The sequence below is a fragment of the Pannonibacter phragmitetus DSM 14782 genome, from assembly GCF_000382365.1.
Taxonomy (GTDB): Bacteria; Pseudomonadota; Alphaproteobacteria; order Rhizobiales; family Stappiaceae; genus Pannonibacter; species Pannonibacter phragmitetus.
In genome coordinates this window covers 57,083-83,213 of sequence record NZ_KB908232.1, presented here as the reverse complement: position 1 = coordinate 83,213, position 26,131 = coordinate 57,083, and the positions used below count along the sequence as shown (strand labels likewise).

26 protein-coding genes and 3 tRNA genes are annotated in these 26,131 nt (G+C 63.0%); 14 read left to right on the top strand and 15 right to left on the bottom strand.

Annotated elements, in window-relative coordinates; genetic code table 11:
* Positions 1-136: 136 nt before the first annotated feature.
* The 5 genes from H163_RS0119260 to H163_RS0119240 all read right to left on the bottom strand — a co-directional run bounded on the left by H163_RS0119260 (position 137) and on the right by H163_RS0119240 (position 4,679).
* Positions 137-601, bottom strand: coding sequence for a DUF2147 domain-containing protein (locus H163_RS0119260; protein WP_019966258.1), 465 nt, complete (start codon positions 599-601; stop codon positions 137-139).
* Positions 602-789: 188 nt separating this feature from the next.
* The gene (locus H163_RS0119255) at positions 790-1,659 is read right to left on the bottom strand and encodes a polyphosphate kinase 2 family protein (protein WP_019966257.1); all 870 of its coding nucleotides are present in this window, start codon (positions 1,657-1,659) and stop codon (positions 790-792) included.
* Positions 1,660-1,734: 75 nt separating this feature from the next.
* A complete protein-coding gene (locus H163_RS0119250; RefSeq protein ID WP_026356068.1) occupies positions 1,735-3,075 on the bottom strand; it encodes a TRAP transporter large permease in 1,341 nt (446 codons plus the stop codon).
* Positions 3,068-3,553 carry a TRAP transporter small permease gene (locus H163_RS0119245; protein ID WP_019966255.1) on the bottom strand — a complete coding sequence of 162 codons (486 nt, stop codon included), beginning with the start codon at positions 3,551-3,553 and terminating at the stop codon, positions 3,068-3,070. Before H163_RS0119245 ends, H163_RS0119250 begins: the two co-directional genes overlap by 8 nt.
* 121 nt (positions 3,554-3,674) lie before the next feature.
* Positions 3,675-4,679: a DctP family TRAP transporter solute-binding subunit gene (locus H163_RS0119240; protein ID WP_019966254.1), complete on the bottom strand. Its 1,005-nt coding sequence runs from the start codon at positions 4,677-4,679 to the stop codon at positions 3,675-3,677.
* 271 nt (positions 4,680-4,950) lie between these two features.
* On the opposite strand from H163_RS0119240, the gene H163_RS0119230 reads away from it, so the two are divergent.
* The 4 genes from H163_RS0119230 to H163_RS0119215 all read left to right on the top strand — a co-directional run bounded on the left by H163_RS0119230 (position 4,951) and on the right by H163_RS0119215 (position 9,135).
* Complete coding sequence (locus H163_RS0119230; RefSeq protein WP_019966252.1) at positions 4,951-5,760, top strand: IclR family transcriptional regulator; 810 nt, start codon at positions 4,951-4,953, stop codon at positions 5,758-5,760.
* 80 nt (positions 5,761-5,840) lie between these two features.
* The gene (locus tag H163_RS0119225) at positions 5,841-7,460 is read left to right on the top strand and encodes an acyl-CoA synthetase (protein WP_019966251.1); all 1,620 of its coding nucleotides are present in this window, start codon (positions 5,841-5,843) and stop codon (positions 7,458-7,460) included.
* Between the two features lie 26 nt (positions 7,461-7,486).
* Positions 7,487-8,245: an SDR family NAD(P)-dependent oxidoreductase gene (locus H163_RS0119220; protein ID WP_019966250.1), complete on the top strand. Its 759-nt coding sequence runs from the start codon at positions 7,487-7,489 to the stop codon at positions 8,243-8,245.
* 20 nt (positions 8,246-8,265) lie between these two features.
* On the top strand, positions 8,266-9,135 hold the full coding sequence (locus H163_RS0119215; protein WP_019966249.1) for a PPC domain-containing DNA-binding protein: 870 nt from the start codon (positions 8,266-8,268) through the stop codon (positions 9,133-9,135).
* A gap of 18 nt (positions 9,136-9,153) precedes the next feature.
* Here H163_RS0119215 and H163_RS0119210 read toward each other — a convergent pair whose 3' ends face one another.
* The 3 genes from H163_RS0119210 to H163_RS0119195 all read right to left on the bottom strand — a co-directional run bounded on the left by H163_RS0119210 (position 9,154) and on the right by H163_RS0119195 (position 11,765).
* Complete coding sequence (locus tag H163_RS0119210) at positions 9,154-10,722, bottom strand: caspase family protein (protein WP_019966248.1); 1,569 nt, start codon at positions 10,720-10,722, stop codon at positions 9,154-9,156.
* 277 nt (positions 10,723-10,999) lie between these two features.
* A tRNA-Glu gene (locus tag H163_RS0119205) sits at positions 11,000-11,074 on the bottom strand.
* A 250-nt stretch (positions 11,075-11,324) separates the two neighbouring features.
* The gene (locus tag H163_RS0119195) at positions 11,325-11,765 is read right to left on the bottom strand and encodes a VOC family protein (protein ID WP_019966246.1); all 441 of its coding nucleotides are present in this window, start codon (positions 11,763-11,765) and stop codon (positions 11,325-11,327) included.
* A gap of 160 nt (positions 11,766-11,925) precedes the next feature.
* Between H163_RS0119195 and H163_RS0119190 the strand changes: the two genes are divergently transcribed.
* The 5 genes from H163_RS0119190 (at position 11,926) to H163_RS0119170 (ending at position 15,412) form a co-directional block, all read left to right on the top strand.
* Positions 11,926-12,690 (top strand): SIR2 family NAD-dependent protein deacylase, encoded by a 765-nt coding sequence (locus H163_RS0119190; RefSeq protein WP_019966245.1) that lies wholly within the window; start codon positions 11,926-11,928, stop codon positions 12,688-12,690.
* 176 nt (positions 12,691-12,866) lie between these two features.
* Positions 12,867-13,451: a cold-shock protein gene (locus H163_RS0119185; protein WP_026356066.1), complete on the top strand. Its 585-nt coding sequence runs from the start codon at positions 12,867-12,869 to the stop codon at positions 13,449-13,451.
* Between the two features lie 253 nt (positions 13,452-13,704).
* Positions 13,705-14,244: a DUF192 domain-containing protein gene (locus H163_RS0119180; protein WP_208975442.1), complete on the top strand. Its 540-nt coding sequence runs from the start codon at positions 13,705-13,707 to the stop codon at positions 14,242-14,244.
* Between the two features lie 125 nt (positions 14,245-14,369).
* A tRNA-Pro gene (locus H163_RS0119175) sits at positions 14,370-14,446 on the top strand.
* Between the two features lie 264 nt (positions 14,447-14,710).
* Positions 14,711-15,412 (top strand): hypothetical protein, encoded by a 702-nt coding sequence (locus tag H163_RS0119170; RefSeq protein WP_115336562.1) that lies wholly within the window; start codon positions 14,711-14,713, stop codon positions 15,410-15,412.
* Here H163_RS0119170 and H163_RS0119165 read toward each other — a convergent pair.
* Together H163_RS0119165 and H163_RS0119160 are read right to left on the bottom strand one after the other, a co-directional pair.
* Positions 15,372-15,881 carry a hypothetical protein gene (locus tag H163_RS0119165; protein WP_026356064.1) on the bottom strand — a complete coding sequence of 170 codons (510 nt, stop codon included), beginning with the start codon at positions 15,879-15,881 and terminating at the stop codon, positions 15,372-15,374. The genes H163_RS0119170 and H163_RS0119165 overlap by 41 nt on opposite strands.
* A 149-nt stretch (positions 15,882-16,030) precedes the next feature.
* A complete protein-coding gene (locus H163_RS0119160) occupies positions 16,031-16,258 on the bottom strand; it encodes a hypothetical protein (RefSeq protein ID WP_147290418.1) in 228 nt (75 codons plus the stop codon).
* Between the two features lie 385 nt (positions 16,259-16,643).
* Here H163_RS0119160 and H163_RS0119155 point away from each other — a divergent pair, with 385 nt between their 5' ends.
* Both H163_RS0119155 and H163_RS0119150 read left to right on the top strand, forming a co-directional pair.
* Entirely contained in the window at positions 16,644-16,949 is a 306-nt protein-coding gene (locus tag H163_RS0119155; protein ID WP_019966239.1) for an ETC complex I subunit, read from the top strand.
* Between the two features lie 126 nt (positions 16,950-17,075).
* A tRNA-Arg gene (locus H163_RS0119150) sits at positions 17,076-17,152 on the top strand.
* A gap of 248 nt (positions 17,153-17,400) precedes the next feature.
* Here H163_RS0119150 and H163_RS0119145 read toward each other — a convergent pair.
* The gene (locus H163_RS0119145; RefSeq protein WP_019966238.1) at positions 17,401-17,667 is read right to left on the bottom strand and encodes a hypothetical protein; all 267 of its coding nucleotides are present in this window, start codon (positions 17,665-17,667) and stop codon (positions 17,401-17,403) included.
* Positions 17,668-17,998: 331 nt separating this feature from the next.
* On the opposite strand from H163_RS0119145, the gene H163_RS0119140 reads away from it, so the two are divergent.
* Positions 17,999-20,125: an AfsR/SARP family transcriptional regulator gene (locus H163_RS0119140; RefSeq protein ID WP_115336437.1), complete on the top strand. Its 2,127-nt coding sequence runs from the start codon at positions 17,999-18,001 to the stop codon at positions 20,123-20,125.
* 72 nt (positions 20,126-20,197) lie between these two features.
* Here H163_RS0119140 and H163_RS0119135 read toward each other — a convergent pair whose 3' ends face one another.
* Entirely contained in the window at positions 20,198-20,503 is a 306-nt protein-coding gene (locus H163_RS0119135) for a hypothetical protein (RefSeq protein ID WP_019966236.1), read from the bottom strand.
* Between the two features lie 82 nt (positions 20,504-20,585).
* Positions 20,586-20,858: a hypothetical protein gene (locus H163_RS0119130; RefSeq protein ID WP_019966235.1), complete on the bottom strand. Its 273-nt coding sequence runs from the start codon at positions 20,856-20,858 to the stop codon at positions 20,586-20,588.
* Between the two features lie 245 nt (positions 20,859-21,103).
* Between H163_RS0119130 and H163_RS0119125 the strand changes: the two genes are divergently transcribed.
* On the top strand, positions 21,104-22,564 hold the full coding sequence (locus H163_RS0119125) for a YcaO-like family protein (protein WP_147290419.1): 1,461 nt from the start codon (positions 21,104-21,106) through the stop codon (positions 22,562-22,564).
* A 246-nt stretch (positions 22,565-22,810) separates the two neighbouring features.
* Here H163_RS0119125 and H163_RS0119120 read toward each other — a convergent pair whose 3' ends face one another.
* Positions 22,811-23,353, bottom strand: a complete 543-nt coding sequence (locus H163_RS0119120) for a CAP domain-containing protein (RefSeq protein WP_081626061.1) — start codon at positions 23,351-23,353, stop codon at positions 22,811-22,813.
* A gap of 28 nt (positions 23,354-23,381) precedes the next feature.
* Entirely contained in the window at positions 23,382-24,218 is an 837-nt protein-coding gene (locus tag H163_RS0119115) for a phosphodiesterase (protein WP_019966232.1), read from the bottom strand.
* A 148-nt stretch (positions 24,219-24,366) separates the two neighbouring features.
* Here H163_RS0119115 and H163_RS0119110 point away from each other — a divergent pair, with 148 nt between their 5' ends.
* Positions 24,367-26,109 carry an ArnT family glycosyltransferase gene (locus H163_RS0119110; RefSeq protein ID WP_019966231.1) on the top strand — a complete coding sequence of 581 codons (1,743 nt, stop codon included), beginning with the start codon at positions 24,367-24,369 and terminating at the stop codon, positions 26,107-26,109.
* Positions 26,110-26,131 lie beyond the last annotated feature (22 nt).

The window sequence follows — 26,131 nt, the reverse complement described above, 5'->3', positions numbered from 1 at the left end:
TCGGGGAGCCAGGGCTGTCAATCTGCCGGGGCGGGGCGGCTGACATGATCGCCGCCGCCTCACCGAACCCGCGTGAAACCATCCGGTGCCGGCTCCCCGCGCCTTGAATAGGCTTGGATGCCGCACGGATCTGGGATCACTTCACCCGAGACCAGGTTTCGCCCTTGCAGATGAGGCCGCCCATGACGCAGCCTTCCAGCGTCATCTTGCCGGCGCCGTCCATCTGGATGAAACCGGTGTAGGTCTTGCCGTCCTCGGCATTGTAGACCTCGCCCTTCCACTGCCCATCCTTGCCGGTCGGCTTCATGCCGAGCACGATCTGTGTGCCGAGCAGGGGCTTGCTCTGCTTTGCCGGGTCCGGGTTCTTGGTGTCGTTGCGCGGTTCTTTCAGCCAGATGATGGTGCCGCACAGATTGCCGCCGCAGGGGGCGATCTTGATGCGCGACGAACCGCTGGGGCGCGTCCATTCGCCTGAAGCATCCGCAGCATGAGCAGAGGTGGCCGGAAGCATCAGCATCAGGGAAGCTGCCAGCATCAGGCCGCCGCCGAGCGTTGCGGACAGGCTGCGGGCTGATGTGTTGCGGACAAGTGAAAGCATCATTGCGTGTCTCCTCCCAAAGCACCTGCCTGCCTCCTCAAGCAGACAAGGTGCCGTTTACGCAAAGGGAAAGCTATGACGTTTCGAGGCGGCTGAAAAGCCGTGCCCTTAGGGAAGGAGGCAGCTAAATTTTCACGGCTTGAGACTGCCCTTCGTCAAAGCCGGGTCAGGCTGCTCCCTGCGGCACAGATTTATCGGGCCTCGGCATCGGCAGCCGCAACGGCCGCGTGATAATGGCGGCGGATCTCCTCCAGATCGACACTCACCTTCGGGGTCTTCAGGTCCATGGACTGAAGCGTTTCCTCGATGATCCGTGCGACGGCAAAATTGCGCACCCATTTTCGGTCGGCCGGGATCACATACCAGGGCGCGTCCTTGGTGGAAGTGCGTTCCAGTGCATCTTCATAGGCCTTGGTGTAAGCGTCCCAATGCTTGCGTTCAGTGTAGTCCGCCTCGCTGATCTTCCACTGACGCGTCGGGTCATTGAGGCGGACGGCAAAGCGTTCCAGCTGTTCTTCCGGGCTGATGTGCAGGAAGAACTTGAGAATGCGCGTGCCACTGGCCGTCAGAAGCTGCTCGAAGGCGTTGATCTGGTCATAGCGGGCGCGCCAGACCTTTTCCTCCACCATTTCATGCACCCGCACCACCAGCACGTCCTCATAATGGGAGCGGTTGAAGATGCCGACTTCGCCCTTGCCCGGCACCGCCTTGTGCACGCGCCAGAGGAAGTCATGCGCCAGCTCCTGTGCCGTCGGCTGCTTGAAGGAGGTTACCTTCACCCCTTGCGGGTTGAGGCCGGACATGACCTTGCGGATGGTCCCGTCCTTGCCGGCCGCATCCAGCCCCTGCAGCACGACAAGCAGAGAGGAACGGGCGTCCGCATAGAGCAGGAATTGAAGCCGCGCGAGCGACTGTGTCACTTCCGCCGTACGTGCCTCTGCCGCGTCCTTGTCGTGCCCGTTGGGTTTGTCTGCCGTGGGCAGGGCGGACAGATCCACCTTCTGGCCCGGCCTTACCCTGAGGGATTCAAGCCAATCGCGTTCGTCCTGACTGCCGGCCATGCTGGTCTCCCTTGGTTGCTCTGTCGGCTGACAATGACTGCCGCCGCCGGCAAAGGCAACAACGCGGCAGCTGTCTCAGGGTTTCAGCCATTCCACCAGCAGGAGCGACATGCCCGGCACTGCACAGACCACGGCAAGGCCGATGAGGCTGGTGACGAGGAAGGGCAGCACACCTTGGGCAACTCGCTCCAGTGGTAGTTTCGTAATGTTTGCAGCTACATAGAGGTTGATGCCAACAGGCGGCGTGAAGAGGCCGATGGCTAGGTTGATCATCACCACGACGCCGAACCACACCGGATTCCAGCCAAGGTGCTGGGCTACGGGCAGGAAGATCGGCAGGCAGATGAACATGATGGTCACCGCATCCATGAACATGCCCGCAATCAGCAGGATGAGCATGATGACCAGCAGGATCACCCACTGATTGTCGGAAATCCCCAGCAGGGCCGTGGAGTATTGGCCGATCAGATCATCGACCGTCACCACCCAGCCGAAAAGGCTGGCATAGGCGACGACAAGCATCACCACAGCAGAGGAAGCTGCTGCCTCCACCAGAGCCTGATAGAGCCCGCGCAAGGTCAGCGTGCGATAGATGAGGCCGCCCACGAGCAGGGCATAGACGGTGGCGACAAGCGCGGCTTCCGTCGGTGTGAAGGCGCCGGAATAGATGCCGCCGAGGATGACCACCGGCGTCAGCAGCCCCCAGAAGCTGGAGACGAAGGAGCGGCGCAGGCGCTGGCCATAGGGCAGGCCTGCATCCGGATCGGCCGGAAGCAGCCGCTTCAGCGTTTCGGCTCCTTTGGCCGCATCGCCGCTGCGCGCAAAGGGCAGGGCGGCCAGCATCAGCAGGCCGAGGAACAGGCCGGGAATGATGGCGGCGATGAAGAGGCTCGAAATCGAGGCTTCGGCGATGACGCCATAGATGACAAGGCCGATCGAGGGCGGGATGACGATGGAAAGCGCAGCGCCGGTGCACACGAGCCCGGCGGCAAAGGCCTTCGGATAGCCGTCCTCCTCCATACCCTTGATGATCAGCGGGCCGATGGCGGCAACGGAGGCAGGCCCCGACCCGCTGACTGCGCCCCAGAACAGGCAGACGGTGGTGCCGACAATGCCCATGCCCCCCGGCAGGCCGCCGATGAGCACGCGGAAGAAGCGGATCATCCGTTCGGCAATGCCAAGGCTGCCCATCAGTGTGCCGGCGAGAATGAAGAAAGGGATCGCCAGCAGCGAATATTTGGCGATGCCGGTGGCGATGAGATCGCCCGCCATTTCCAGCCCGAAGCCGATGGACCACATGGCATAGAAGGCGGAGAGCCCCAGCGCGAAGGCGACGGGCAGGCGCAGGGCCAGCAGCACGAAGAAGACCAAGATCATCTGCGTGCCCGCACCCATATCTGACCAGAGTTCAAGCATGGGCTTTTCCTTCCGCACAGAGCGCGCGCCAGCAATCCAGACTGTACTGGAGGTGGCGCAGCAGAATGAAGGCAAAGCCTATCGGCAGGGCGAAACTGTAATACCAGGCCGGGATCTGCAGCGCGTAGGACCGCACGCCACTCTTCATCTGGCTCTGGACGAGGTCGAAGGTGTATTTGGCCGAGAGCGCCAGCAGCACGGCAGACATGAGCGCGGCGAAGATCAGCATCGCCTTGCGCAGCGGTTGCGGCACCATCTCGTAGATCAGGGTGACGGCCAGATGGTCGCCCTTGCGCGCAGCAACCGCCGCGCCGAACACGGTCAAAAGCAGGAAGCCGTTCGTCAGGATCTCTTCCGTCGAGGCGAGGGAATAGCTGGTGGCGTAGCGCACCACCACATTGACGAAGCCAAGCAATGTCATGCCGGCAAAGATGACGGCGCAGATGAGTTTTTCTGCCTCACGCAGCAGGAAGGACATGCGGACGGGCTCCACGGCTGGCAGACCGGATCTCCGGACTGGCCCGGCGGATCAGGGATCAGACACAAGGCGAGGGGGAGCGGTGCGCCTGCCAAAGGGGCAGCCGCACCGCACGGCCTGCCTACTGCTTGGCTGCGATGGTGTCCGTGAAGGTCTTCACCAGCTCGGGGCCAACTTTCTCCGACCACTTGTCGAAGGCCGGCTTCGTGGCGTCACGGAAGGCCTGGAGTTCCTCGGCAGTGGGCTCGTAAATTTCCATGCCCTTTTCCTTCAGCAGCTCGATGCCGCTGGCGGTTGCCTGACGGGTGATGTCCTTCTGATAGGCCATGGCTTCGCTGGCGGCCTGCTGGACCTTGGCCTTGGTGGCATCATCGAAGCTTTCCCAGCGCTTGCGGCTGATGCCGAGGAAGACCGGGTCATAGGAATAGTGCCAGGTTGAGAGGTATTTCTGCACCTCATAGACGCGCTGGGGAATGATCACGGCACCGATCGGGTTCTCCTGTCCGTCCACGACGCCCTGCTGCAGCGCGGTGAAGGTCTCGGTCCACTGCATCTGCTGCGGGTTGGCGCCTAGGGCGTTCATGACGTCGATATACATCGGGCCTGCAACGCGCATCTTCAGGCCCTTCATGTCTTCGGGAGACTTGATGGGCCGCACGTTGTTGGTGACTTCGCGGAAGCCATTTTCGCCCCAGGCCAGCACGATGATATCGTGGGTGGCCATGATTCCCTTCATCTTCTCGCCCGGCGCGCCATCCGTGGTCGCATCGACGGCCTCATAGCCCGAATAGAGATAGGGCAGGGAGAAGACCGCCATTTCCGGCACCAGCGGCGTCACGTTGATGGCCGAGGTGACGACGAAGTCGAGGAAGCCGCGGCTGACCATCTCTGCCTGCTTCATCTGATCGCCGCCCGAGAGGGACGCGTTCGGGAAGACCTTGACGTCATAGGCGCCAGAGGTCGCTGCGCTGAGCAGTTCGTTGAACTTTTCCGCGCCCTTGTGCCACGACGTGGCGTCGCCGGTGTTGTGCGACAGGCGCAGGGTTTCTGCCGATGCCGTACCCATGAGGGCTGCAAGGGCAACGGTGGCCGTCAGCGCGAGCCGGTTCAGCTTCTCGAACTTCATTGTCTCTCCTCCACTTTTTTGCCGCTCAGCGGTGTTCGTTCCGTGAGCGTGCCGTCATGCTACCTGCAGCTTTATCCGGTCCTTCTGGCGTTGCTGTTTCCCTCCCGCATCGCCAAAAGGTCCATAATGTGGATCATCTGCAAGTCCAATCCGTTCCATGACAATAGCCTCTTGCGGCTCTTGAGCAAGAAGAAATAAGCTGGCTTTTGTGATGATGCAGAAAGGCCGGATTTAAGGTCCATAATATGAACCACTTGATGGCAACCTCCAGATGCTGAATGGCTCACAGAGCGTCGATCGTGCCCTGTCGCTTCTGTCGAGGGTGGGGCGGCATGCGGCAGCGGGTGCGCCGCTGTCCGTGCTTGTCGAGGAAAGCGGCCTCAACAAGCCGACGGTGCGCCGCCTGCTGCTGGCGCTGATCCGTGCCGGTCTTGTCGAGCAGGACCTGGTCACGCGCCGCTACTATCCGGGTGCGGAGGCCTATGTGCTGGGCATCATGGCGGCGCGGCGGTTCAGTCTGGTGGAAATCTGCCTGGAGAGCCTGCGGCGCCTGTCCCGCCGCTCGGAGGACACGAGTTTCGTGTCGCTGCGGCGCGGGTTGTTTTCCGTGTGCCTGCACCGGGAGGAGGGAGCCTATCCGGTGCGCACCCATGCGCTGCTGGCGGGGCAGGAGCATCCCCTTGGCGTGGGGGCCGGGTCGCTGGCCATGCTCGCCGCGCTGCCGGATGAGGAGGTGGCGCAGGTGCTGGCCGAGAATGCCCAGATCCTTGCCGAGCGCTATCCGGCCTTGCCGCCGGAGCGGATTCTTGAGCGGGTGGAGGAGACGCGCAGGCGCGGTTTCTCGGTCAATCCGGGGCTGATCTTTGCCAATTCCTGGGGTATCGGCGCTGCCTTGCGTCACCCGGACGGGCAGGTGATCGGCGCACTGAGCATTGCGGCCATCGACAGCCGCATGCAGGAGCCGCGCCAGCAGGAACTGGCCGGATTTCTGCACGAGGAAGTGCTGCGGGTGGAGGAGAAGCTCGCTGCCATGTTCGCCAGCCGGGAGCAGAAGGCCGCAGTGCGGGCCATAAGCGCCTGAGTTTTTCGCCCGCCTTGAGGAGAGGCGGGCACGCAATTCGTTGTTTGGGAGGACAAGCGCAAGTGACAGGAACAAGCCAGATGCAGGATCTTTCGGCCGGGGTGGCGCCCGCCACCACGCGGGTGATGAACCTCAGCCAGTTCCTCACCCAGGCCGCCCGCCGCCATCCCGGTGCCATCGGCTTTGTCTGGGGGGAGCAGCACTGGACGTGGGCGGAGATGGAGGCCCGCGCAGAGGCCATGGCCCATGCGCTGGTGCATGAATTCGGCGTTCGCAAGGGCGACCGGGTGCTGATCCAGTCGGCCAACTGCAACCAGATGTTCGAATCCATGTTCGCCTGCTTCCGGGCCGGTGCCGTCTGGGTTCCGGCCAATTTCCGCCAGTCACCGGAGGAGGTGGCCTATCTGGCGGCGGCCAGCGGCGCGAAGGGCATGATCTGCGGCGCGCAGTTTCCCGCCCACGCCGCCGCCTGCCGGGCGGAAGCAGCTTCACTCAGCTTTGTCATCTCCATCGGCGCATCGGAGTTCGCCGAGGATTATGACGCCATCACCGCGCGCAACATGGGCCGCAAACAGGCGCCCGTGCCGGTGTTCCGCGATGATCCTTGCTGGTTCTTCTTCACCTCCGGCACCACCGGACGGCCGAAGGCGGCGATCCTCACCCATGGCCAGATGGCTTTCGTCATCACCAACCACCTGTGCGATCTGATGCCGGGGACGGGGCCGGAGGATGCCTCAATCGTCGTGGCGCCGCTGTCGCATGGCGCGGGCGTGCATCAGCTGACGCAGGTGGCCCATGGCGCCAAGACGATCCTGCCTGCCTCCGAAAAGCTCGATGTGCCGGGCATATGGGCGCTGGTGGAGCGCTGGAAGGTGACCAATGCCTTCACCGTGCCGACCATCCTGAAGATGCTGGCAGAAGACCCTTCGGCGGACCAGTACGACCATTCCAGCCTGCGCTATGTCATTTACGCCGGTGCGCCCATGTACCGGGCCGACCAGAAACGGGCGCTGGAAAAGCTCGGCAAGGTGATCGTGCAATATTTCGGCCTCGGTGAAGTGACCGGCAACATCACCGTCCTGCCGCCCGCCTTGCACACGCTGGAAGACGGGCCGGGCGCCCGCATCGGCACCTGCGGTTTCGAGCGCACCGGCATGCAGGTGGAAATCCAGGACGAAAACGGTGCGCCGGTGGCGCCGGGCGCGACGGGGGAGATCTGCGTCATCGGGCCTGCTGTTTTCGCGGGCTATTTCAACAATCCGGAAGCCAATGCCAAGGCCTTCCGCAATGGCTGGTTCCGTACCGGAGACCTGGGCCACATGGATGAGCGGGGCTTCGTCTACATCACCGGCCGCTCCTCGGACATGTATATCTCCGGCGGCTCCAACATCTATCCGCGCGAAATCGAGGAGAAGATCCTCCTGCATCCGGACATCACCGAGACGGCCGTGCTGGGCATTCCTGATCCGGTGTGGGGCGAGGCAGGCGTTGCGGTCTGCGTGGCGCGGCCGGGTGCGGACCCATCGGCCATTGATCTGCGCGGCTGGCTGGACGGCAAGGTCGCCCGCTACAAGCTGCCGAAAATCACCGTGTTCTGGGAGGCCATGCCCAAGTCGGCCTATGGCAAGATCACCAAGAAAATGATCCGGGAGGAACTTCTGCGCCGGGGTGAAATCCCCGCGCCGGATGCCGGAGCCTGAGCAGGACAGACAAGGGAGGAACTGGGATGAGCGATCAAGGCAAGGCCAAGGCTGTAGCCATCACCGGCGGTGCGTCCGGCATCGGTCTGGCAACCGCACACAAGCTGCAGAGCCTCGGCTATGAGCCCTGGCTTCTGGACCTGAAGCCCGAGGCGCTGGCTGCCGCCTGTGCGGAACTGGAGATTCCGGCAGAGCGCGGCATTGTCTGTAACGTTGCAGATGAAACGTCGGTTGAGGCGGCCATGCGCCGCATCGCAGCCGCCACCAGCCTAGCCGGTGTGGTCAACTCCGCCGGCATCGGCTTTGACCGTCCGGCTGTGGAGACCAGCGTCGAGGACTTCCGCAAGGTGGTCGATATCAATCTCACCGGCAGTTTCATCGTCTGCCGCTCTGCGGCGCGGCTCTGGCTGGAGCGCAATGAAACGGGCGCCATCGTCAACATCACTTCCATCTCCGGCATCTGCGGCAACAAGGGCCGCTCGGCCTATGGCGCGTCCAAGGGCGGGCTCAATCTTATGACGCTGGTGATGGCCAATGAACTCGGCCCCTGCGGCGTGCGGGTGAACGCGGTGGCTCCCGGGCCGATCGACACGCCGCTGGCCCGGGCCGTGCATACGCCGGATGTGCGCGAACAATGGCACAAGCGTGTGCCGCTGCACCGCTATGGCCAGCCGGAGGAAGTGGCAAGCGCGGTTGCCTTCCTCCTCTCGGACGAGGCATCCTATGTGAATGGCCAGGTGCTGGCAGTGGATGGCGGCTTCGTCATGGCGGGGCTGTCCGCATGAGGCCGGATGCCGGAAAATCCATGCGCCAGATCGTTCATCCGGGGCCGGTGGCAAGGGAACGCCTTGCTGCCGTGCCCTGCCGGGTGCGGCCGCTGAAGTTGACGCTGGAACCTGCTGCCGGAGAGACGGTCCTTGCGGCACTCGCCCGCGCCTTTGCAGATGCCGGCTATGCGGCGGGTTATGCCTGCCTTGAAGACGTCGCCATGGCGCGGATGAATTACGTGATCCCCGCCGCAAGCCCTGATGACAGCCACGCCGCCTGGTACAGCGCGACGCATGAGGGCGGGCCGGGCAGCCGGATCTCCCGGGCCGGGCTGCATCTGGGGCAGAGGGATGGGGCGCCTTTCTTCCATTGCCACGGCATCTGGACACCGGCAGGCAGGTCCGAGGCCATGGGGCATCTTCTGCCCTTCGAGGCGGAGCTTGCCGGGCCGGTGGAGGTGGATGTGCTGGCCATTTCCGGCGCGCATCTGGTGACGCGGCCCGATGCCGAGACCAACTTTCCGCTGTTTGCGCCTGAGGCTGCCCCGCCTGCACCCGGCGAAGCCGAGCGGGAAAGGGCGGGCAGCGCCCGCGGCCTGCTGCTGACCATCCGGCCCAATGTGGATGTCTGCGCCATGATTTCAGAGGCCTGCGAGGCGGCAGGCTTTGCCGCCGCATCGGTGCATGGCATCGGCTCGCTGGTGGGGGCAGACTACGAGGACGGAACCTCCGTCTCGTCCTACGCAACGGAAGTGCTGGTGCGCTCCGGCTCCTGGCGGCGCGGGCAGGGCACATGCCTCGACATTGCCCTTGTCGGGCTGGACGGGGCGATCAGCACCGGCATCCTGCGGCAGGGCTGCAATCCGGTTTGCGTGACCTTCGAGCTGCTGCTGACCGAAGTGGCGTGAGCGCCGCTCCGGCCAGGATCAGCGGCGGATGCCGTTGAGAATGCCGCCAATGGCGCCGCCCAGAAGCGCCGCTCCGGCTGCATCAATCATGGGATCATGCTCGGGAGCGCCTCCCGGCGGCAGGCGCTCCGGCTCGGCCGCGTAGATGGGGGAGCCATCGGCCGTAGTCCCGCGCTGCACCTGTTGCGGCGGGCGCTGGAACTGGCGCTGCGGCCGCTGTTCCTGCACCGTCGCGGCCAGAAACTCGGCCTGCGTCTGCTCCTTCAGCAGGTCATATTCCTCTTCGGACAGGCTGCCGGTTTGCTCATATTCATTGTAGCTCTGCCATTCCTTGATGGCTGCGCGTGAGCGGGCGCCGAAGACACCGTCCGGCGTTCCCGAATCATAGCCGGCAAGGTTCAGGCGCAGCTGGATTTCGCGGCGCTTGACCCGGGACCAGGACGCTTCGTCGTCCGTCTCGGCTGATGTGGCGGAGGCGCTGGCCGTGACGGCCTTTTGTGTTCTGGCGCCTTCGGCCGTTTCCTCTTCCGCTTGCGTGTCTGCCGTTCCGTCTTCTGCTGCAACCTCGCCGGACGCAGGGGCATTGGCCGCTTCAATCCGCTTGATCTGGTTGCGGGCAAAATCGGCAAAGCTGCCGGTGGGATAGGCGGCCAGATAGACGTTGTAGTCCTCCACCGTTCCGCCAGCCGCCGCGGCATCCCACAGCGCCTTCTCCCGCTCCCAGGCAAGGGTGGCACTGGCGGGCACCGTGCCGGAGGCTACGGCTGCAGCATCCTGCGAGACGGTCGTTTCCGTGGTGGCATTGGCCGGTGCGGCAGAGCGGTTGAGATAGACTTCGCCAATCAGCGAGGCATTGACCCATGGGCGCTGTTTCTGCCCGGTTTCCTTGAACACATCCCCCGTCACGCGGGTCATCACGGTCTGGATTGGCGTGTCCGGCGCATCGATGTGGCGCAGCAGGGCGCTGGTGAAGGGCGAATTGCTGCCGGTGCCATCCAGTGCCACGTCACCGGGGCTGGTGGCAAAGGCGATGACGGAGCCTTCGCCGCCCTGATCCTGCAGTTTCAGTTCGGCAAGACCGGCACCAACGCCGGCCGAACGGGAAGGATTCATGGAGCGGGCCAGCGTGCGCGCCAGCGGGTTGTCGCGGCAGGCATCCAGAAACACCATCCGCACCTTCACGTCATTGGACATCTGGCGCAGCACGAAGTCGGCGGAGATGGTTTCAAAGTCCAGCGCCGTTTCGTCATCGAATTTCGCATCCACGGGGACGAGATAATTGGTGCCGCCCACCTGCATGCCGTGTCCGGCATAGAACAGCAGCGCCACATCGGCGCCGCGCGCTTCCTTTGCGAAGTCGGCAACTGTGCGCCGCATGGCCTGATAGTCGAGGTCATAGCCTGCCACCACCTCGAAGCCGAGCCCCTTGAGCTTGGCCGACATGGCACGCGCATCATTGGCCGGATTGGGAAGCGCGACGGTGTGGACATAGGCCCCGTTGCCCATGACCAGCGCCACGCGCTTGGCCAAAGCCGGGCTGCTGCCGGCCAGAATCAGGAGAAGACAGGTGAGCGCGCGCGCAAGCATCTTCAGGACCTTTCGCAGGGAAGCGAAACCGGCAGTTCGTCAGGTTTTCTCTGGTAAAGTTCTGCCACGGCTGGCTGCATGCCTGCAAGCGCCCCCGCGTCCGGTATCTGCTTTTTTGGCGTGACCAGCCCTGCCTGCAACTCACAGGCTTCGAAGCTTCGAAGGCCTGGCGCGCGCCCAATGTGTCTGCCGTCAGGTGCTGAAGAAAAGAGCGGGGAACTTTAAACGAAAAAAGACGCCTAAGCGTCTTTTATACCGTCACTCTCTAGAAGGAGAGTGGTACGCCCAAGGGGAATCGAACCCCTGTTTTCGCCGTGAAAGGGCGACGTCCTGACCGCTAGACGATGGGCGCTTGACTGTCTGGCCCGTGTGGGCCGCGTCGTGTGAGGAGGCTTATATGCAGATTGTTCCGGGCTCGCAAGAGGGTATTTGCATGTTTTTCCACAGGTCCGGATCATCCGGGCGGCGGAGAGGCAATGGAGGCGGCAGAGGGCGCAGAAATCTGCGCCTTTTTGCCGGGCAAAATATCCACAGCCTTGATTTCAGACCATGATTTCCTGCCCGGCAGTGCCCATGCCTGACCCGGATTGCCGGGAAAGAGCTTACCAGCTGCCGGTGTTCGGCATGGAAGACCAGGGTTCCGCTGGTGCCTTGGCCGCGCCCTTCTGCAGAAGTTCGATCGAGATTCCATCCGGAGACCGGACGAAGGCCATGCGGCCGTCGCGCGGCGGGCGGTTGATGGTGACGCCCTTGTCCATCAGGCTGGCGCAGAAGGCATAGATGTCGTCCACCTCATAGGCGAGGTGGCCGAAGTTGCGCCCGCCCGTGTAGGTTTCCGGATCCCAGTTATAGGTCAGCTCCAGCAGCGGGGCGGCATGGGCCTTGCCGCTTTCCACGTCGCCGGCGGCTGCGAGGAAGATCAGCGTGAAACGGCCGCCCTCGTTCTCGATGCGGCGGACCTCGGTCATGCCCATCTTGTTGCAATAGAAGTCGAGAGAGGCTTCGACATCGGTCACGCGGACCATGGTGTGCAGGTAGCGCATCTTGATTCCCTTATCTGATGTCCCGGAGGGCACTGGCGGTGCCGGCTTGTGGCTTTTGGCCTGGGGCTTGCCATGGGCTGCAGCCTTGCGCCACTCTCGGGGTCTGTTCGTTGAACGGAACCAGCGTGACGGTCGGACCGCAAAATGACAAGACACCGCAATGCCAAGACAGATTGATGACCTGACCGCTGCGCAGGCCGCGCTCCGGGAGGTGTTTTCCGGCGGCGGGCGGATTGTTGTCCTGACCGGCGCCGGCATTTCAACCGAGTCAGGCATTCCTGACTACCGGTCTCCGGGAGGCATATGGTCCAGGATGGCGCCTGTTCAATATGCTGATTTCGTTGAAGACAAGGCGCAGCGGCTGGAAGACTGGCGCCGGCGTTTCATCTTCCACGGCGATTTCACCCGAGCCCACCCGAATGCCGCCCATCTTGCCCTGGCGCAGGAGGCAGAGGCCGGGCGGGTGCAACTGGTCATCACGCAGAACATCGACGGGTTGCATCAGCGGGCAGGACTGCCGGAGGACAGGCTGGTGGAGCTGCATGGCAATGGCACCTGCGCCGCCTGTCTTTCCTGCGGTCAGCTGGCAGAGCTGATGGCGCAGAAGGAGCTGGCGGATGCGGGCCGCAGCCCGCGCTGTGCAACCTGCGGCGGGCTTTTGAAGGCTGCCGTGATCAGCTTCGGCCAGTCCATGCCGGAAGAGCCCTGGCAGCGGGCTGTCGCGGTATCCCGAAAGGCCGATGTCTTTATTGTGGCCGGGTCATCGCTGCAGGTTTATCCCGCTGCACGCCTGCCAGAAATAGCAGTTCAGGCCGGGGCGGAAATGATGATCGTTAATCAGCAGCCCGGACCTCTCGATGATCTTGCTTCTCTTCTCATCCGCACACCGGCAGCCGCGACCTTTGATGCTCTGTTATCCGGGTAAAATTGACAGGTATGATGCAATTGCAGTGGGCAAAGACTGAGAGGTTGTGGTTTGTTAACAAAAGGCTCTGGCCGTGCCCCCTGTGAGTGTTATCCTTTTCTTAGGAATCAGTAAGCGGTGAGTCGGATGGTTCACCCGAAGCTGACGTAAGCGGCACAGAGATGGGGCTTGGACACATGGGGGCTAAGACGGCTCAGGATCCCCGGCTGATTGAGACGATGGCGGAAGACGCCGGCGTCGACGTGATCGAGCTGGCCGGGACGATCAAGTGGTTCGATATTGCCAAGGGGTATGGCTTTATCGTGCCGGACAATGATGGCCTGCCGGACATCCTGCTGCACGTGACGTGCCTGCGCCGGGACGGTTTCCAGACCGCCTATGAAGGTGCGCGCGTCGTCTGCGAGGTTCTCGACAAGCCGCGCGGCCTTCAGGCCCTGCGCGTTCTGTCGATGGACGAATCCACCGCCGTGCATCCTTCCCAGCTGCCGCCCTCGCGCACCCATGTGCAGGTCGTGCCGGAAAGCGGCTTCGAGCGGGCAACCGTCAAGTGGTTCAACCGCGTCAAGGGCTTCGGCTTCCTGACACAGGGCGAAACGTCCGAAGACATCTTCATCCACATGGAGACCCTGCGCCGCTTCGGCATCACGGAACTGCGTCCGGGCCAGGAAGTGCAGGTCCGCTTCGGTCAGGGGCCCAAGGGCCGCATGGCTGCCGAAATCCGTCCGCTCGGCGGTGGCTCTCACATCCCGTCCTCCCATTGAGGATCAGCTGCGGCGCGCCTGTATCTTGCGCTGCAAAGGAAATATCCGTCCGTTAATCGGGCGGGAACACCTTGCACCTAGGGTGCGGGGCGAAATGAAAGGGCAGGGCGGCCAGGTTATGGCAAACCCGGCTGGAAGACATCCGCCAAAAGAAGCGGTGCTTTCGATGAGACTGACCTCCTGAGGTGGCCTTGTACCGGCCCTGAAGGATTGGTTATTGTACCAGTTGCGTATGAGTCTGGAGGGGGAAGTAATGCGTATCGCCCACTTCACGGCACCTTTGCGTGCCTTGAGCGTCCGGAGCACAGGTGTTCCGGCGCCATGTCTGCGTGGAGCCTTCGGGATCGCCGTCAGGGCCATTCTGGTTGGCATGATCGTTCTGGGTGCGGCAGCCTTTGCCAAGGCGGCCGGACTGCCGGCCGAGCAGCTGACGGTGGAAACAGCGGCAGGCCCGCAGACCTTTACCGTAGAAATTGCCGCCACAGAGGCAGACCGGGCCACGGGTCTGATGAACCGCAAGGAAATGGCCGCAGATGCGGGCATGCTCTTTGTTTTTCCGGAAAGCGGCGAGAAGTTCTTCTGGATGAAGAACACCTACATCTCCCTCGACATGATCTTCATTGATGAGGCGGGCCGTATCGTTTCCATCGCCAGGGACACGGAACCTCTGTCGGAGAAGATCGTCGCTTCCGGCGGCAGCGCCCGCTATGTTCTGGAAGTGATCGCAGGCACCTCAGCGCGCCTGCAGTTTGCGCCGGGCCAGAAGGTCTCGGCGCCCAGCATCAAGCCCTGAGATTTGCCGCAAGGTGCCGGTCCGGAAACCGGCGGTGCGCAACTGCGCAGAGGCAGTCATTGTCCCGGCCTTCGGGCTTGACGCTGCGCAGGGGAAGGCGGTACACCCGCACACATACCGGACGTCGGGGTATAGCGCAGCCTGGTAGCGCATCTGCTTTGGGAGCAGAGGGTCGCAAGTTCGAATCTTGCTGCCCCGACCACTTTCTTTCCCCAGCCTGCAATCCATGAAGAATCCGTGTTTCCCCGCCTGATACCGGGGCTTCCGATGCTGAAGAAGCAAGCCTTGAATTGGTTGAGCCCGTGCGGCGCTTGAGCATCTTCAAGGCGTGATGCGTTCGCACCTCAGCGCCTTGTATCAGGTGCTGCACGGGCGGGTTTACGAAAGGCAAAGCTCGCTTTTTTGCGTCCTTCATCGCTTCATGGTTGTGCTGCGGTTTCGCAGCATCTGCATGATGGGGAAACGCATGACCTTGATACTTCAGGAAGATCCGACGCTTGTCGTCGCTGACGCTCTCGCCGCCCTTACGGGGCGCATCCGGGAGCAGGGGTTGTCCTTGCAGGAAAGCACGGACTTTCAGGCCTTTGAAAAGGCTGTGTCCCGGACGGAAGACCGCTATCTGATGGAGGACTTCTCCATCCGCTTCGTCGATCTGCACGCCAGCCTTGCCTTCTGGGTTGGGGCCTATAACGGGCAGGGCGAGCTTGTGTCCGTTCAGGCCGCCAAGATTGATGATCTCAAGGACAGGAGCCTTGCTGCCTTCTGGCAGCAGCAGCAGCGGCGCCTGTTTGAAGATCCGCATGCGGAGGCAAGACTTGGCACCGCCCATGCCGCTGAAGCGTTCCGGATGCGGGGCCGGATCGTCTACCATGGCAATCTGTGGCTGAGAAAGGACATCCGGGGCAGGGGCCTTGCCGAACTGCTGACGCAGACCGGCTTTCTGCTGGCGCTGCTCAAGTGGTCACCCGACTATCTTTATGGCCTGATGGCGCAGGCCAATGCGATGAAGGGCTTCGGGGTGCGTGTCGGCTACAGGCACTTTGCGCCGTCCGGAACGCACTGGATCTCGGCCCCCGCCCACATCCGGCCCGATGACTGGCTCGTCTGGGCGACGCGGGCCGATCTCGTCACTCTGGCGCGGGGCCTTGCGGCTCCAGAGCCTGAATGACGCCGAAATAAGCCAGCATCCGCACCGGTGAATCGGGTCTTGGGCGCAGGGGCATGATCAGCCGTTCATAGGCCACGTCGTGCATCCGTCCGCCCAGCCGGATGCCGGTGCGGCCATAGCCATAGTAGGTGCCGGCATCCAGTGCGCTCAGGTAGCCTGCTGCGGCAGCCCGCTCGAGTTCGGGATCCGGCGTCACCATCGCAGCGCCGGACTGCTCGCTCCAGATGCTGCCGAATAGCTGGACCTGCGAGGAAAGCCGCCCCGCATAGACGATCGGCGGCGCCGTGCCGCTGTCATCCGGTAATGCGCAGAGGCTGAGGTAGGGCAGGTGCTTCTGCAACTCCGGCCCGGTAACAGAGCCAGCCCTGCGCATGTCTTCATAAAAATGAGACAGCCGGGGGTCCGCAAGCCCGCGCTCGATCGCACTGCTGCCTAGGTCGGCAAAGAGCTGTCGGGGTCTGGCGAGCATCGGGCCTGTCAACTTTCTCGGGGCATTCGCCTCCCGGCTCGGGGCGTCTGCCGCAGGGCATATGTACAGACAAAGATGCCCTAGTCATCCTGCAAACGGAAGCGTGAAGTGAAGAGGATGCGTGCTGGTACCTATGGCTTCCGGCGGGATCAGTCGCGTGCCAGTGTCCGGAGCAGCACTTCGATCACATCACAAAAGTCCTCGCGTGCTTCGGGTGACAGATCCTCGGCGCTCACGGCTTGGTAATCGACCGCCAGAATCATGTCCCAGACCAGAGCGAGCTCCTGCTGTTCCGCTTCGGAGCGCAAGCGGCTGGCCCGGTTCCGGGCCGGAGCAAGATGCTCGTGCTGCAGTCTGGTCAGATCAAAGAGGGACATCATGAACTTTCCTGGAACATGCGAGTGGGGCAAAGCCTGTCCGGCAGCGGCACGTCCCGGATTGTACACGGCATATGCGCAATCCTTGGGTGCTTGGTTAGAATAGTTCCAGCCGGGCTCTTGTCATAGCAATCGAAAGTGAGCGCTGCGGTTGCAATTTGTAGCAAGTCCCGTCAGTTCTTGACTTCCAGTGCCGTCAGGCCGCCAGCTCCTTGTGTCAAAACCGGTTGCGTGGCCGCTGCAATGCGCAAGTGATGTTGACATTCGCTCCGTTCCCGCAGAAAACAGCCATGAATGGCTGGTGCAGCACCGTGGGAATGCCGCAGCCCGGAAAACCCCGGCAAACCAGCAGCTTGCAGCACGTGTGCGAGACAGGACAGACACAATGGTGGCGCGAATCTACCGGCCGGCGAAGACGGCCATGCAGTCGGGCAAGGCCAAGACGCAGCGTTGGGTGCTCGATTACGAGCCCGAAGTTGCACGCAGCATCGATCCGCTGATGGGTTACACGTCGTCTTCTGACATGAAGCAGCAGGTGCGCCTCTTCTTTGAAACCTGTGAAGAAGCCGAAGCCTATGCACAGCGCAAGGGCATTGCCTACCGGGTGGAAAAGCCGAAGGACCGCACCATCCGCGGTGCAAGCTATTCGGACAATTTCCGCTTCGACCGGCACGCGCCCTGGACACATTGATGCGGGTCTGACCAGATCAAGCCTGCCGGGCGGTCATGCCGCCCGTACTGCCTTCCGGGCGTTTTGAAATCGACACCGGGCAAAGCCGCCCCTGCGGCATGCCACGCGCGGCAGATCCGCGCAAACGGCCCCTTAGCTCAGCTGGATAGAGCACTCGCCTTCTAAGCGAATGGTCGCAGGTTCGAATCCTGCAGGGGTCGCCAAAAACTTACTTAACTCATTGATTTTGTTGTAGGTGCGACCATTCTAAGAATGACGTGCGACCTAGAGCTTGTTTTGCAGGCGTTCGCTGCCGCTTTGGGCTAGCGCCTTGCGGCCTGCTGTCGCCGTATAATGAACGGGGCAGGCCAACAGTCGCTGGCCTGCCCCGGGAAGAATAGCTCAGATGCGAAGAGCGCCTGCGATGTCATGTCCGGACGGTTAGCCGGCAGGGAACGGCAGCGAAGCTTGCTCAGCCCGCTTTCGTGCTCCGCAGCAGATCACCCGGCGACAGCTTTGCCCGCAGCGCCTCATTCACATCAGCAGCATCCTCGTCCAGCGCGTTGGCTGCCATCGTCAGCAGATAGGCGCAGAAGGTGCGGCCATCCTTTTCAGCTTCACGGCGGGTGAAATAGATCATGCGCTTGAGGGACTCCGCAGACATGTCCTGCATGGCATCATGACCATGCACTGTTTCCGCGGCTGCTTCAGCCTTCGTCAGTCCTGCAGCTTTCGACATGTGCAACCTACCGTTCTGATATTGACCGGTTCTCCGGCCTTGCGTGAAATACCCAGTTCTTGGGCGGCAGCTGGTCTCCCGGCTCACTGAAAACCAGCCTGCCACGGCACCGGTACGTTGATCATCGGGTTGTAGCGTGAAATGAACGTGATAGGTTGACCATGATTGCGGTAATGCTGAAGAATCGGCACTCTTGAGTTGCAGGTTGTGCGTGTGCTCTGAGAAACCTATCCTAGTACATAAGGAAAAATAGCAAGGGAATGGCGGAGGGCGGGAGTGCCTGCAGCAGAATTTCTTGCTTCTGGTCCGGAATGATTGTGGGACAAACAGCATGACGAGGTTGTTTTTCAGGACGCTCGGGGTGCCGCAGCTTGAGGACAGCAGCGGAAGGGTGCTGAGTCTGAAGACGCGGAAGGCCTTGGCCATTCTCGGCTATCTGGCGCGCTGCCCCGGAGGAACCGAGACGCGCGGCGAGCTTTCAGCCTTGCTGTGGAGCGACGGTGACCGCTCCCGTTCGGCCATGTCCCTGCGTCAGGCCCTGAGCCACATCCGCCAGGCGGAGAAAGAGGCGGGGATGCGGCTGGTGGTGGCAACACCTTCCACCTTGTCGCTGCTGCGTGAAAACATCCAGACCGACATCGACGTGCTGACACGGGGCGTGGGCGGAGCCGATCCGGCTGAACTGGACCGCATCAGCTCGCTCTGGGCGGGTGACTTCCTGCATGGCTTTGATGTGCTTGACCCTGCATTTGGCGAATGGCTTGCTGTCGAGCAGGCACGGGTGCGCTCGGTGCTCAGCAAGAAAATCACCGAAGTGCTGGAGGAAAGCCGGGCGGGCATAGGCCATGTTGCCTGTGTCAAGCGCGAGCGGCTGGCACGGTTTCTCCTGTTGCTTGATCCGGCCAATGAATATGGGCATCAGGAACTGATCCGGCATTTTCTCCGGCAGGGGCAGAAGGAGAGAGCGCAGCAGCAGTTCCGGGACTGTGCCCGGGAGCTGCGCAATCTCCTCGACATTGAGCCCTCCGTGGAAACGCGCCGCTTGCTGGAGGACCTGCCGGATGCTGCCGGTTCCGGCGCGCGTCAGGCTGTGCTTTCCCAGGTCTCAAGCAGCGGTCCAGAGACCCGGCAGCCCAGTGTCATTGCCTTTCCCTCGGGCAAATGGGCCGCTTCTGTCCCGCCGCCTGCGCCGGTGGCCGGCGGCGAGGCGGGACGGTTTGCGGGCGGCGGCGGCATCGAGGCCGCAGGTTCCGGTGAGATGCGTCTGCCAGTCATTTCGATCTCCAGCATGGCCTGGGACGAGACAGCCGGAGATGAAACGGCTTTTGCTGTCCGGGAAGAGGTGGTGACGGGGCTTTCCGCCTACCGGTCGTTTGAGCTCTACGAGGCTGCCTATTGGGCAGGGGACGGCAGCATTGCGCCGGTGCGCGTGGACGGCGGGGATCTGGGCAGCTTCCTTTTGCGTTTTCACCGGGACCGGACGCTCAACCGGCTTGGCATCCAGCTGGAGAACAGGACCAGCGGCCAGATCGCCTTTCACGAGCTGATAGATCTCGATCTGGTCAGGTCCAGCCACGAGCTTCACGAAGCCGTCTACCGCACGGTCAGCCGCATCCACAGTCATATTATCGGGCGCCTGCGCCAGCGGCCGGGCCGCAGCCCATTTGCGCGCTGGTGCCAGGCCGATGCGTTGATCTGGGAGTTCAACGCTGCCGCCGACCGCAAGGCCCTGGCAATCATGAAAGACCTGCAGACCAGCGATCCTGCCTTCAGCCTGACCTATGCCGGTCAGGCTTCGATCCTGATGAAGCAGGCGCTGTTTTACCCGACCGGGGAAGTTCAGATTGCGGATGCCGAGCATGTGCTTTCCCTGACAGAAAAGGCCGTGGCTCTGGATCCCTGGCAAGTGGTGAATCACCGGGTGAATGGCTGGGCGCTGATCCGTTCCCGCCGCCCGGAAGATGCCCGGCGTGCCTTCATACAGGCTCTGAAGCTCAATCCGCTCGATCCGATGAATGCTATTTCTGCCGCTGAAGCGCTTGCCTATATCGGAGAGCGGGAAAGCGCGCTCAAGACGGCCGAGAAGGGCTTTGACGGGCTGATTGTCACGCCGCGCATCGTCTATGGATATCTGGCGAATGTATTCTTTGCGCTTGGCGACTATGAACGGTCGGCCGACTACGCAAGACGCGGCCCCTTTGACAATCTGCATGGTCTGGCCACCCGCTTCGCCGCGCTGTACAGGGCAGGACACATGCAGGATGCGGAAGCAGCCCGTGCCCTGCTGCTGCAATGTATGGAGCGTCAACTGGGAGCGTCCTCGCGCTGGCACAGTTCCGTACAGCTGCGGCAATGGCTGGATGAGGCCAACCTCTTTCAGGATCCGGAGGCCCGGGCCTCCTTCGACATGGCCCTGAACAGCCTGCGGGAGACTGTCGGGATCACCCGGCGCGCTTGATTCTCGCGGCTATGGCCTCTGACGCAATGCCGGAAGGTGGCGGGCAGGGTCTTGCGCCGACCGGAACTCTTGTCAATGGCGCGCGGCCGGTCTGTCCTGACCGAGGCTGGCCTCGATATCCTGCAGATAGGAAGCGTCTGCGAGGGCCAGCTTTTCCGCATTGTAGCGGAAAGGCAGCACCACATGACGACTTCCGGGCGTTTCTGTGATGATCCTGAAGTCGAACAGGGCAGTCAGGCTTGCGGGCAGGCCTGCAGCGGCCAGAACCGCTGCCGGATTGCGGCAGAGTGCTTCACGCTTGTCCGGATCAGCAGCTGCCTCAGCCAGAATGCGGCCAAGAGCCGGGATCTTGGAGGCGGGCAGGGGAAAGCGGGCCATGGCACTTTTCCTTGAAAGATCTTCAGAGCATTGGTTGTACAGGTCAGCCCGCCACATCTGCGGGCTGACCTGTATTCCGGGCTTACTCCGGCAGGATGTCGTAGTAGCAGGCGCCCAGGGCCTTCCGGCCGAGTTCCTCGAAATAGGTTTCGTCGGCGGCCGCAAGGCGTGCGGTGTCGATGACCGAAGGAATGACCAGATGCACGGTGTCGGCACTGTCCGCATGGATGGTAACGCCGGAAAGATGCTTGGCAGCAGCGGTTGCAGCTTCGCTGGCAGTGGCCGCATCATTCACGGTCTTGCCGATGAGCGCGCCGAGGGAGAGCTTGCTGTCGAGAATGGCTTCCTGCTTCATGACGAACCTCTTCATTCTGGTGTTTGACCTGCAGGCACCGGGTAAAGCGAAGCTCTTCCTGGAAACTGTTATGTTCCTGGGTCGAAGGGCCTTGCCTGATGCTGGTGTCACGTGTTCCCGTCAGATGATCTGGCCGGGCTGCCGTTGCTCGATCAGGCTGCGCCGGACAGAGCACTTCGGCAAGAGGCGGGCTGGAGCTCGCCAGCAATGCAACTCTTGAGCGGTGAAGGCTTGTGGACAAGGCAGTGGCACAAAAAGGGGCATTTCTGCGCGCTGCCGAGACGGCCGGAGCGGAGCCGCATGGGGCGCTCCGATCAGCGGCGCAGGGCCGTGACGTTGGGGGAGAAACGGCGCAGGCTCTGGCCTTCCTTCTGTCCTGCGGCCTTCTGGAGCAGCGCGGCGGCAGGGTGCAGGCCGCAGAAGGCATTCCGCCTGAGACCCTGCGCCTGTTTGCCGGGTTTTTGGACCGTTTCGGGCCCCGGATCGCCTTTGCACCGCTGGCGGACTGTCCGGTTCATGTTTGTACGGCCATGCCGGGGGCACTGCCTCAGGGCTGGCGGCGTGAGGCTCTCCAGCCACTTCTGGCGCAGCTGGCCTGCGGCGGGCAGGGGCTGGAGCGGCACCGGGCCGTCCTCGGCTGCCTCGGCGAACTGGCGGAAAGGCTCAGTCTGATCTCGCAAGGGCCGGAGGATCCGCTCGTCCTGGAGCGGCAAGGCGAAGAGGACGAGGATCTGCCGGCCGGGGCCTTCCTGCAGTTCAGCGCCGCTCAGGAGAAGGAGCTGGCCGCCCGCGTTCCCGCGCTTTCTGCGGTATGGGAGGACCAGAGGATCGGCTGGAACCGGCTGTCCCAGCGCCGGATGCGTGTTACCTCTGCCTTCTCGGATGAGGCTGCGCTGATTCCTGCCTTTGCAGTTCTCCTTGGCGAAGGACAGAACGCGGGGATAGCGCAGCTCCCGCTTGGATCGACGCTTGGTTCGACGCTGGGGGCGGCCGTCTGGACGGACCGGGAAACAGCAGCCCGGCGGGCAGTGCTGGAACTCGCCGAAAGGGACGCTGCCGGGATCTGGTGGCACAACCGGTTGGGGATAACCCCTCTGCCCCCGGGGCAGGTGAGAGAGTATCTGCCTAAAATATGTGCTGATTGGCTCTCTGCACGGGCGCGCGTCACCCATTTTCTTCACTTGCCGGTTGACTTTTCCTTGCATGTGATTGCGGCCGTTTCCCATGGTGAAGACGGGAAATCCGGCGTGATCGGTGTGGCCGGCGGGCTGGAGCCTGGGGCGGTGCTTCAGTCTGCAATCGGAGAACTCGTACAAGGTGAATTTTCACTGGAGCTTGCGGGCCGTGCATCTGTTCGGGACAAGGCCGGCAGAACTGGCTCACCATTGTTGTCCTATGCCGCAATGGACGTGCGGCAGGATCTGAGGATGAAGGCGCCTGCGGTCTCTGCCGCAAGGGCGCTGGAGCGCGAGTTTTCCTGGCAGGAGTTCGAAACCTCGTTGAGGGCGCAGAACATCCGGATCTGGCTTGCGGATTGCTCAAGAGCGGAGGCCGGGCTTGCCTGCGTGAAGGCCATCAGCCCGGATCTGTGCTCCTGGCTCCCCCGCTTCGGCAATCCGCGGCTTTTCACGGCCCCGGTCCTGTGGGGGCTGAGGTCCGGTCCTGCAGACGAAAGCGCGTTTTCCGGACGGCGCTATCCGTTCTGAACCGGCGGCTGCCACTGCATGTGAAGTCCGGCCTGTTTGCCGCAGTCAGATGCGTGGAAATCCGGATGGCAGAGCGCTTGACAGGTCCGGTCTGACGGCTTAGAAAAAACCTGAGACTGATACTCCACTTTTGGAGCGGCGCTCTCACCGGCTTCGTGCCGGTTCCCCTCTTGGGGTCTCTGGAAACCAGACTTTAAAGGCGGGCTTTTGGCCCGCCTCTTTTTTTAGTTCAGCTTTTGAGCGTTGTCAGCCCGGACGGCCATCTTCCTTGGGCCGGGCCAGGGTCATCACCCAGAAATGGCGCCACTTGCCGGTTGGGCGGCGCACCCGCGAAATGCCGACCCGGGTCACATAGGGATTGAGCAGGTTGCGCCGGTGGCCGGCAGACCCCTTCCATCCGGCCATGGCGGCATCGAGGCTGTCATAGCCGGCGCCGAGGTTTTCAGCGGCCGCATAGTGGTCATAGCCATGCCCATCCAGACGGCGGGCAAGGGCGATGGCCCGGTGCTCGCGCGTGTCCATGCTGTCCCAGCGGGCAATGTGGTTGGCCATCCATGCCGAGATTTCGTTCAGGCGCCCGTCGGCCCGCAGCGGCGGCAAGCCGTTTTCCGCCCGGAAGCCATTCAGCCTCTGCAGCATCTCGTCCCGGTCAACGGAGACCGGATCAATGGGCACATTTCGATCAAACTGGCTGCCGGATCCGCCGCCACAGGCCGCAAGGGGAAGAACGGCTGCGCCAAGCAAGGTCAGGCGCAGGGCGTCGCGTCGGGAAAGATTAGGTCTCAGCATCGTCCCTCAGGATCTTGAAAGGATGTTGTTATTTTCCGCCAGGCCAGCTGACGCCCTTGTCCGCAAAGAAGGGATAGGGCCCCGGATATGCCTCTACATAGTGAAGATGGCTGGACAAACCAGCCTCCGGGTCGAGCCGGTGCACAAAAAACGCAGGCGGTTCCATCACAAATTCGGCAGGGGCGTCCGGCGCGAAGTCCAGAACGCAGGCATGGGCCGTGCTGGGGCACAGGGTCATGACCGTACCGGCAAAGCGCGCGATGATTGTCCGGTGCACATGACCGCAGATCAGCCGCTCCACGTGATGATGGCGTGAAAGGATCGCCGCAAGCGCCTCGGTGTCCGCAAGGCCGATCACGTCCATATGGGCGATGCCGGTCACCCTGGGCGGGTGATGAAGGGCAACGAGGGTGGGGGTGTGATCGGCTGCAAGGGTCTGGTCAAGCCAGGCGATCTGGTCCCCGCCCAGCCGGCCATAAGGCTTGCCCGCAACGCTGCTGTCCAGCACTACGAGGCGCAGGCCGCCGATGGTAACGGCATAGTGCAGCTTGTCCCCGGCGGGCGCATCCCCGACACCCGGAAAATCCGCCAGTTCGCTGCGCATGGCGGCTGTCAGGTCATGATTGCCCGGCATCACATAGACCGGGCAGGGCATCTGGCGGCAGAGCTGGCGCAGCAGGGCATATTCCCGTTCATCGGCGCCATCCGTCAGGTCGCCGGTGATGACAACGGCATCGGGCTTCTGCGGCAGGGCGGCAATGGCGCGGAAGGCACGGGCCGCAAGCATGTTTGTGTCGCTCACCCTGTAACAGGCAAGGCCGCGCGGGCGCAGGTGAAGGTCGGTTATCTGGACAATCAGGGTCATCGGCCTCGGGTACTGTTCCATGGAAAGGGCGGGAGGACGATAGTGGAAACCACGTTTCGCGCAAGTCTCAGGTTCCCCTTTGGATTGCTCTCCTGTAGGAAGCGGTGCAGCATCACATGGCAGGTGCAAACGGTTCCGGAACAGTCATATGCATGAGACCGAGCAGCAGACAGGCGAGAGCATCGACGGCGGCGCAGCCGGCATGGCACAGGCGCGCGATCCACGGCCGCATACGGCCTGGCTGAAGCTGCTTGGCCATGACCTGTTTGCCCCCGCATTGCTGCTTCTTCTGGCGCTGTTCATGTTTGTGCCGGGCCAGTCGGCCGTTCCACCGCTTGACCGGGATGAGCCGCGCTTCACCCAGGCCACCAAGCAGATGCTGGAAACCGGCGACTACATGGACATCCGCTTGCAGGAGGAGCCGCGCTACAAGAAGCCGATCGGCATCTACTGGCTGCAGGCCGCTGCCGTGAAGATCACGGGACATGACGCGTCCGCACCCTTGTGGGTCTACCGCTTGCCGTCCCTTTTGGCGGCGCTGACGGTTGTGCTGGCGGTCTATTGGACGGCACGCGCCTTCACCGGGCCGCCTGCCGCCCTCGTGGCCGGCATGCTGGTGGCTCTGGCGCTGATCCTTGGTGTTGAAAGCCGCCTCGGCAAGACGGACGCCACGCTCTTTGCTTCCATCGTTCTGGCGCAAGGGGCGCTGGCGCGGATCTATCTGGCGGATGATGCCACACGCCGCCATTGGGGGCTGGCACTGGTCTTCTGGGTGGCGCTGGCGCTTGGCATTCTGGTCAAGGGGCCGGTGGCACCGATGGTCGTTGGCCTGACAGTTGCCGCGCTCGCCCTGATGCGCCGCCGGATCGGCTGGTTCCGCGCTGCCGCGCCGCTGCCGGGTGCCGTTCTGGCGCTCCTGCTGGTGCTGCCGTGGTTTGTGGCGATCTGGATTGCCTCCAAGGGCACTTTCTTTGAAGAGGCCATCGGCCGCGATCTGATGGGCAAGGTGGCCGAAGGGCAGGAGAGCCACGGTGCCCCGCCGCTGACCCATATGGCGGCCATGCTTGCCGTGTTCTGGCCACTGCCGGCTTTTCTGGCGCTGGCAGCCCCGCGCATCTGGGCGCTGCGCTCCCTGCCGCTGGTGCAGTTCTGTGCGGCCTGGTTCTTCCCGGCCTGGGTGGTGTTTGAACTGGTGGCGACCAAGCTGCCGCATTACACCATGCCGCTGCTGCCCGCTCTTGCGCTGCCCGTTGCCCTGGTGATCGTGGACGAGCGGCCGGCTTCCGGCCGGGTGCTGCGCTGGATTGCGGCGGTGCTGCTGGCGCTGCTGCCCGTGGCGATTGCCGCGGCCTCCGTGGCCGGGCCGCTGTTCCTTGGCGACTGGCCGTCCCCTCCGGGCGTGGTCTTCTGTGTCATCGCGGCCGTGATCAGCGTCTGGGCCTCCATGCGTCTGCTGCGCGGCGACATGACGGGTGCGCTCTGGCGCTCCTGCGCGGCTGCGGTTGCCATGACCACCGGCTTCTGGGGCTTTGTGGGGCCTGGACTGTCGGCGATCTGGGTCAGTCCGCGCCTGGTGGCCGCAATTTCCGAAGCTGCAGGCTGCACACCTGCAAGAGTGGCCTCGACCGGCTTCAGCGAGCCAAGCTTTGTCTTCCTGCAGGGCACGGACACCGTTCTTGGCCCGCCGGAGGAAGCTGCTGCCTTTTTGGCGCAGGAGCCGGGTTCCTGCCGCCTTGCCGTGGTGGAAAGCCGTCAGGAACAGGCGTTTCTGGCCGCCGCCGGCAAGGATGGGCTTGTGCCCGTGCTGGCAGGCAGGGTACAGGGCCTGAATATCAACGGGGGGCGGCAGCTTGATCTGGGGCTTTATGTGCCCGCAGCTGCCGCAAGATGAGCGAGCAAGAGGTAAGGCCCCT

Coding starts and splice junctions, on each gene's coding strand:
- H163_RS0119155 (WP_019966239.1), top strand. CDS start 16,644: ATGGTGGCGCGAATCTACCGGCCGGCGAAGACGGCCATGCAGTCGGGC.
- H163_RS0119210 (WP_019966248.1), bottom strand. CDS start 10,722: ATGCTTGCGCGCGCGCTCACCTGTCTTCTCCTGATTCTGGCCGGCAGC.
- H163_RS0119190 (WP_019966245.1), top strand. CDS start 11,926: ATGCCAAGACAGATTGATGACCTGACCGCTGCGCAGGCCGCGCTCCGG.
- H163_RS0119245 (WP_019966255.1), bottom strand. CDS start 3,553: ATGTCCTTCCTGCTGCGTGAGGCAGAAAAACTCATCTGCGCCGTCATC.
- H163_RS0119170 (WP_115336562.1), top strand. CDS start 14,711: ATGACCTTGATACTTCAGGAAGATCCGACGCTTGTCGTCGCTGACGCT.
- H163_RS0119180 (WP_208975442.1), top strand. CDS start 13,705: ATGCGTATCGCCCACTTCACGGCACCTTTGCGTGCCTTGAGCGTCCGG.
- H163_RS0119195 (WP_019966246.1), bottom strand. CDS start 11,765: ATGCGCTACCTGCACACCATGGTCCGCGTGACCGATGTCGAAGCCTCT.
- H163_RS0119130 (WP_019966235.1), bottom strand. CDS start 20,858: ATGAAGCAGGAAGCCATTCTCGACAGCAAGCTCTCCCTCGGCGCGCTC.
- H163_RS0119220 (WP_019966250.1), top strand. CDS start 7,487: ATGAGCGATCAAGGCAAGGCCAAGGCTGTAGCCATCACCGGCGGTGCG.
- H163_RS0119145 (WP_019966238.1), bottom strand. CDS start 17,667: ATGTCGAAAGCTGCAGGACTGACGAAGGCTGAAGCAGCCGCGGAAACA.
- H163_RS0119255 (WP_019966257.1), bottom strand. CDS start 1,659: ATGGCCGGCAGTCAGGACGAACGCGATTGGCTTGAATCCCTCAGGGTA.
- H163_RS0119185 (WP_026356066.1), top strand. CDS start 12,867: ATGGGGGCTAAGACGGCTCAGGATCCCCGGCTGATTGAGACGATGGCG.
- H163_RS0119225 (WP_019966251.1), top strand. CDS start 5,841: ATGCAGGATCTTTCGGCCGGGGTGGCGCCCGCCACCACGCGGGTGATG.
- H163_RS0119135 (WP_019966236.1), bottom strand. CDS start 20,503: ATGGCCCGCTTTCCCCTGCCCGCCTCCAAGATCCCGGCTCTTGGCCGC.
- H163_RS0119260 (WP_019966258.1), bottom strand. CDS start 601: ATGATGCTTTCACTTGTCCGCAACACATCAGCCCGCAGCCTGTCCGCA.
- H163_RS0119250 (WP_026356068.1), bottom strand. CDS start 3,075: ATGCTTGAACTCTGGTCAGATATGGGTGCGGGCACGCAGATGATCTTG.
- H163_RS0119120 (WP_081626061.1), bottom strand. CDS start 23,353: ATGCTGAGACCTAATCTTTCCCGACGCGACGCCCTGCGCCTGACCTTG.
- H163_RS0119215 (WP_019966249.1), top strand. CDS start 8,266: ATGCGCCAGATCGTTCATCCGGGGCCGGTGGCAAGGGAACGCCTTGCT.
- H163_RS0119165 (WP_026356064.1), bottom strand. CDS start 15,881: ATGCTCGCCAGACCCCGACAGCTCTTTGCCGACCTAGGCAGCAGTGCG.
- H163_RS0119240 (WP_019966254.1), bottom strand. CDS start 4,679: ATGAAGTTCGAGAAGCTGAACCGGCTCGCGCTGACGGCCACCGTTGCC.
- H163_RS0119230 (WP_019966252.1), top strand. CDS start 4,951: ATGCTGAATGGCTCACAGAGCGTCGATCGTGCCCTGTCGCTTCTGTCG.
- H163_RS0119110 (WP_019966231.1), top strand. CDS start 24,367: ATGCATGAGACCGAGCAGCAGACAGGCGAGAGCATCGACGGCGGCGCA.
- H163_RS0119140 (WP_115336437.1), top strand. CDS start 17,999: ATGACGAGGTTGTTTTTCAGGACGCTCGGGGTGCCGCAGCTTGAGGAC.
- H163_RS0119115 (WP_019966232.1), bottom strand. CDS start 24,218: ATGACCCTGATTGTCCAGATAACCGACCTTCACCTGCGCCCGCGCGGC.
- H163_RS0119160 (WP_147290418.1), bottom strand. CDS start 16,258: ATGTCCCTCTTTGATCTGACCAGACTGCAGCACGAGCATCTTGCTCCG.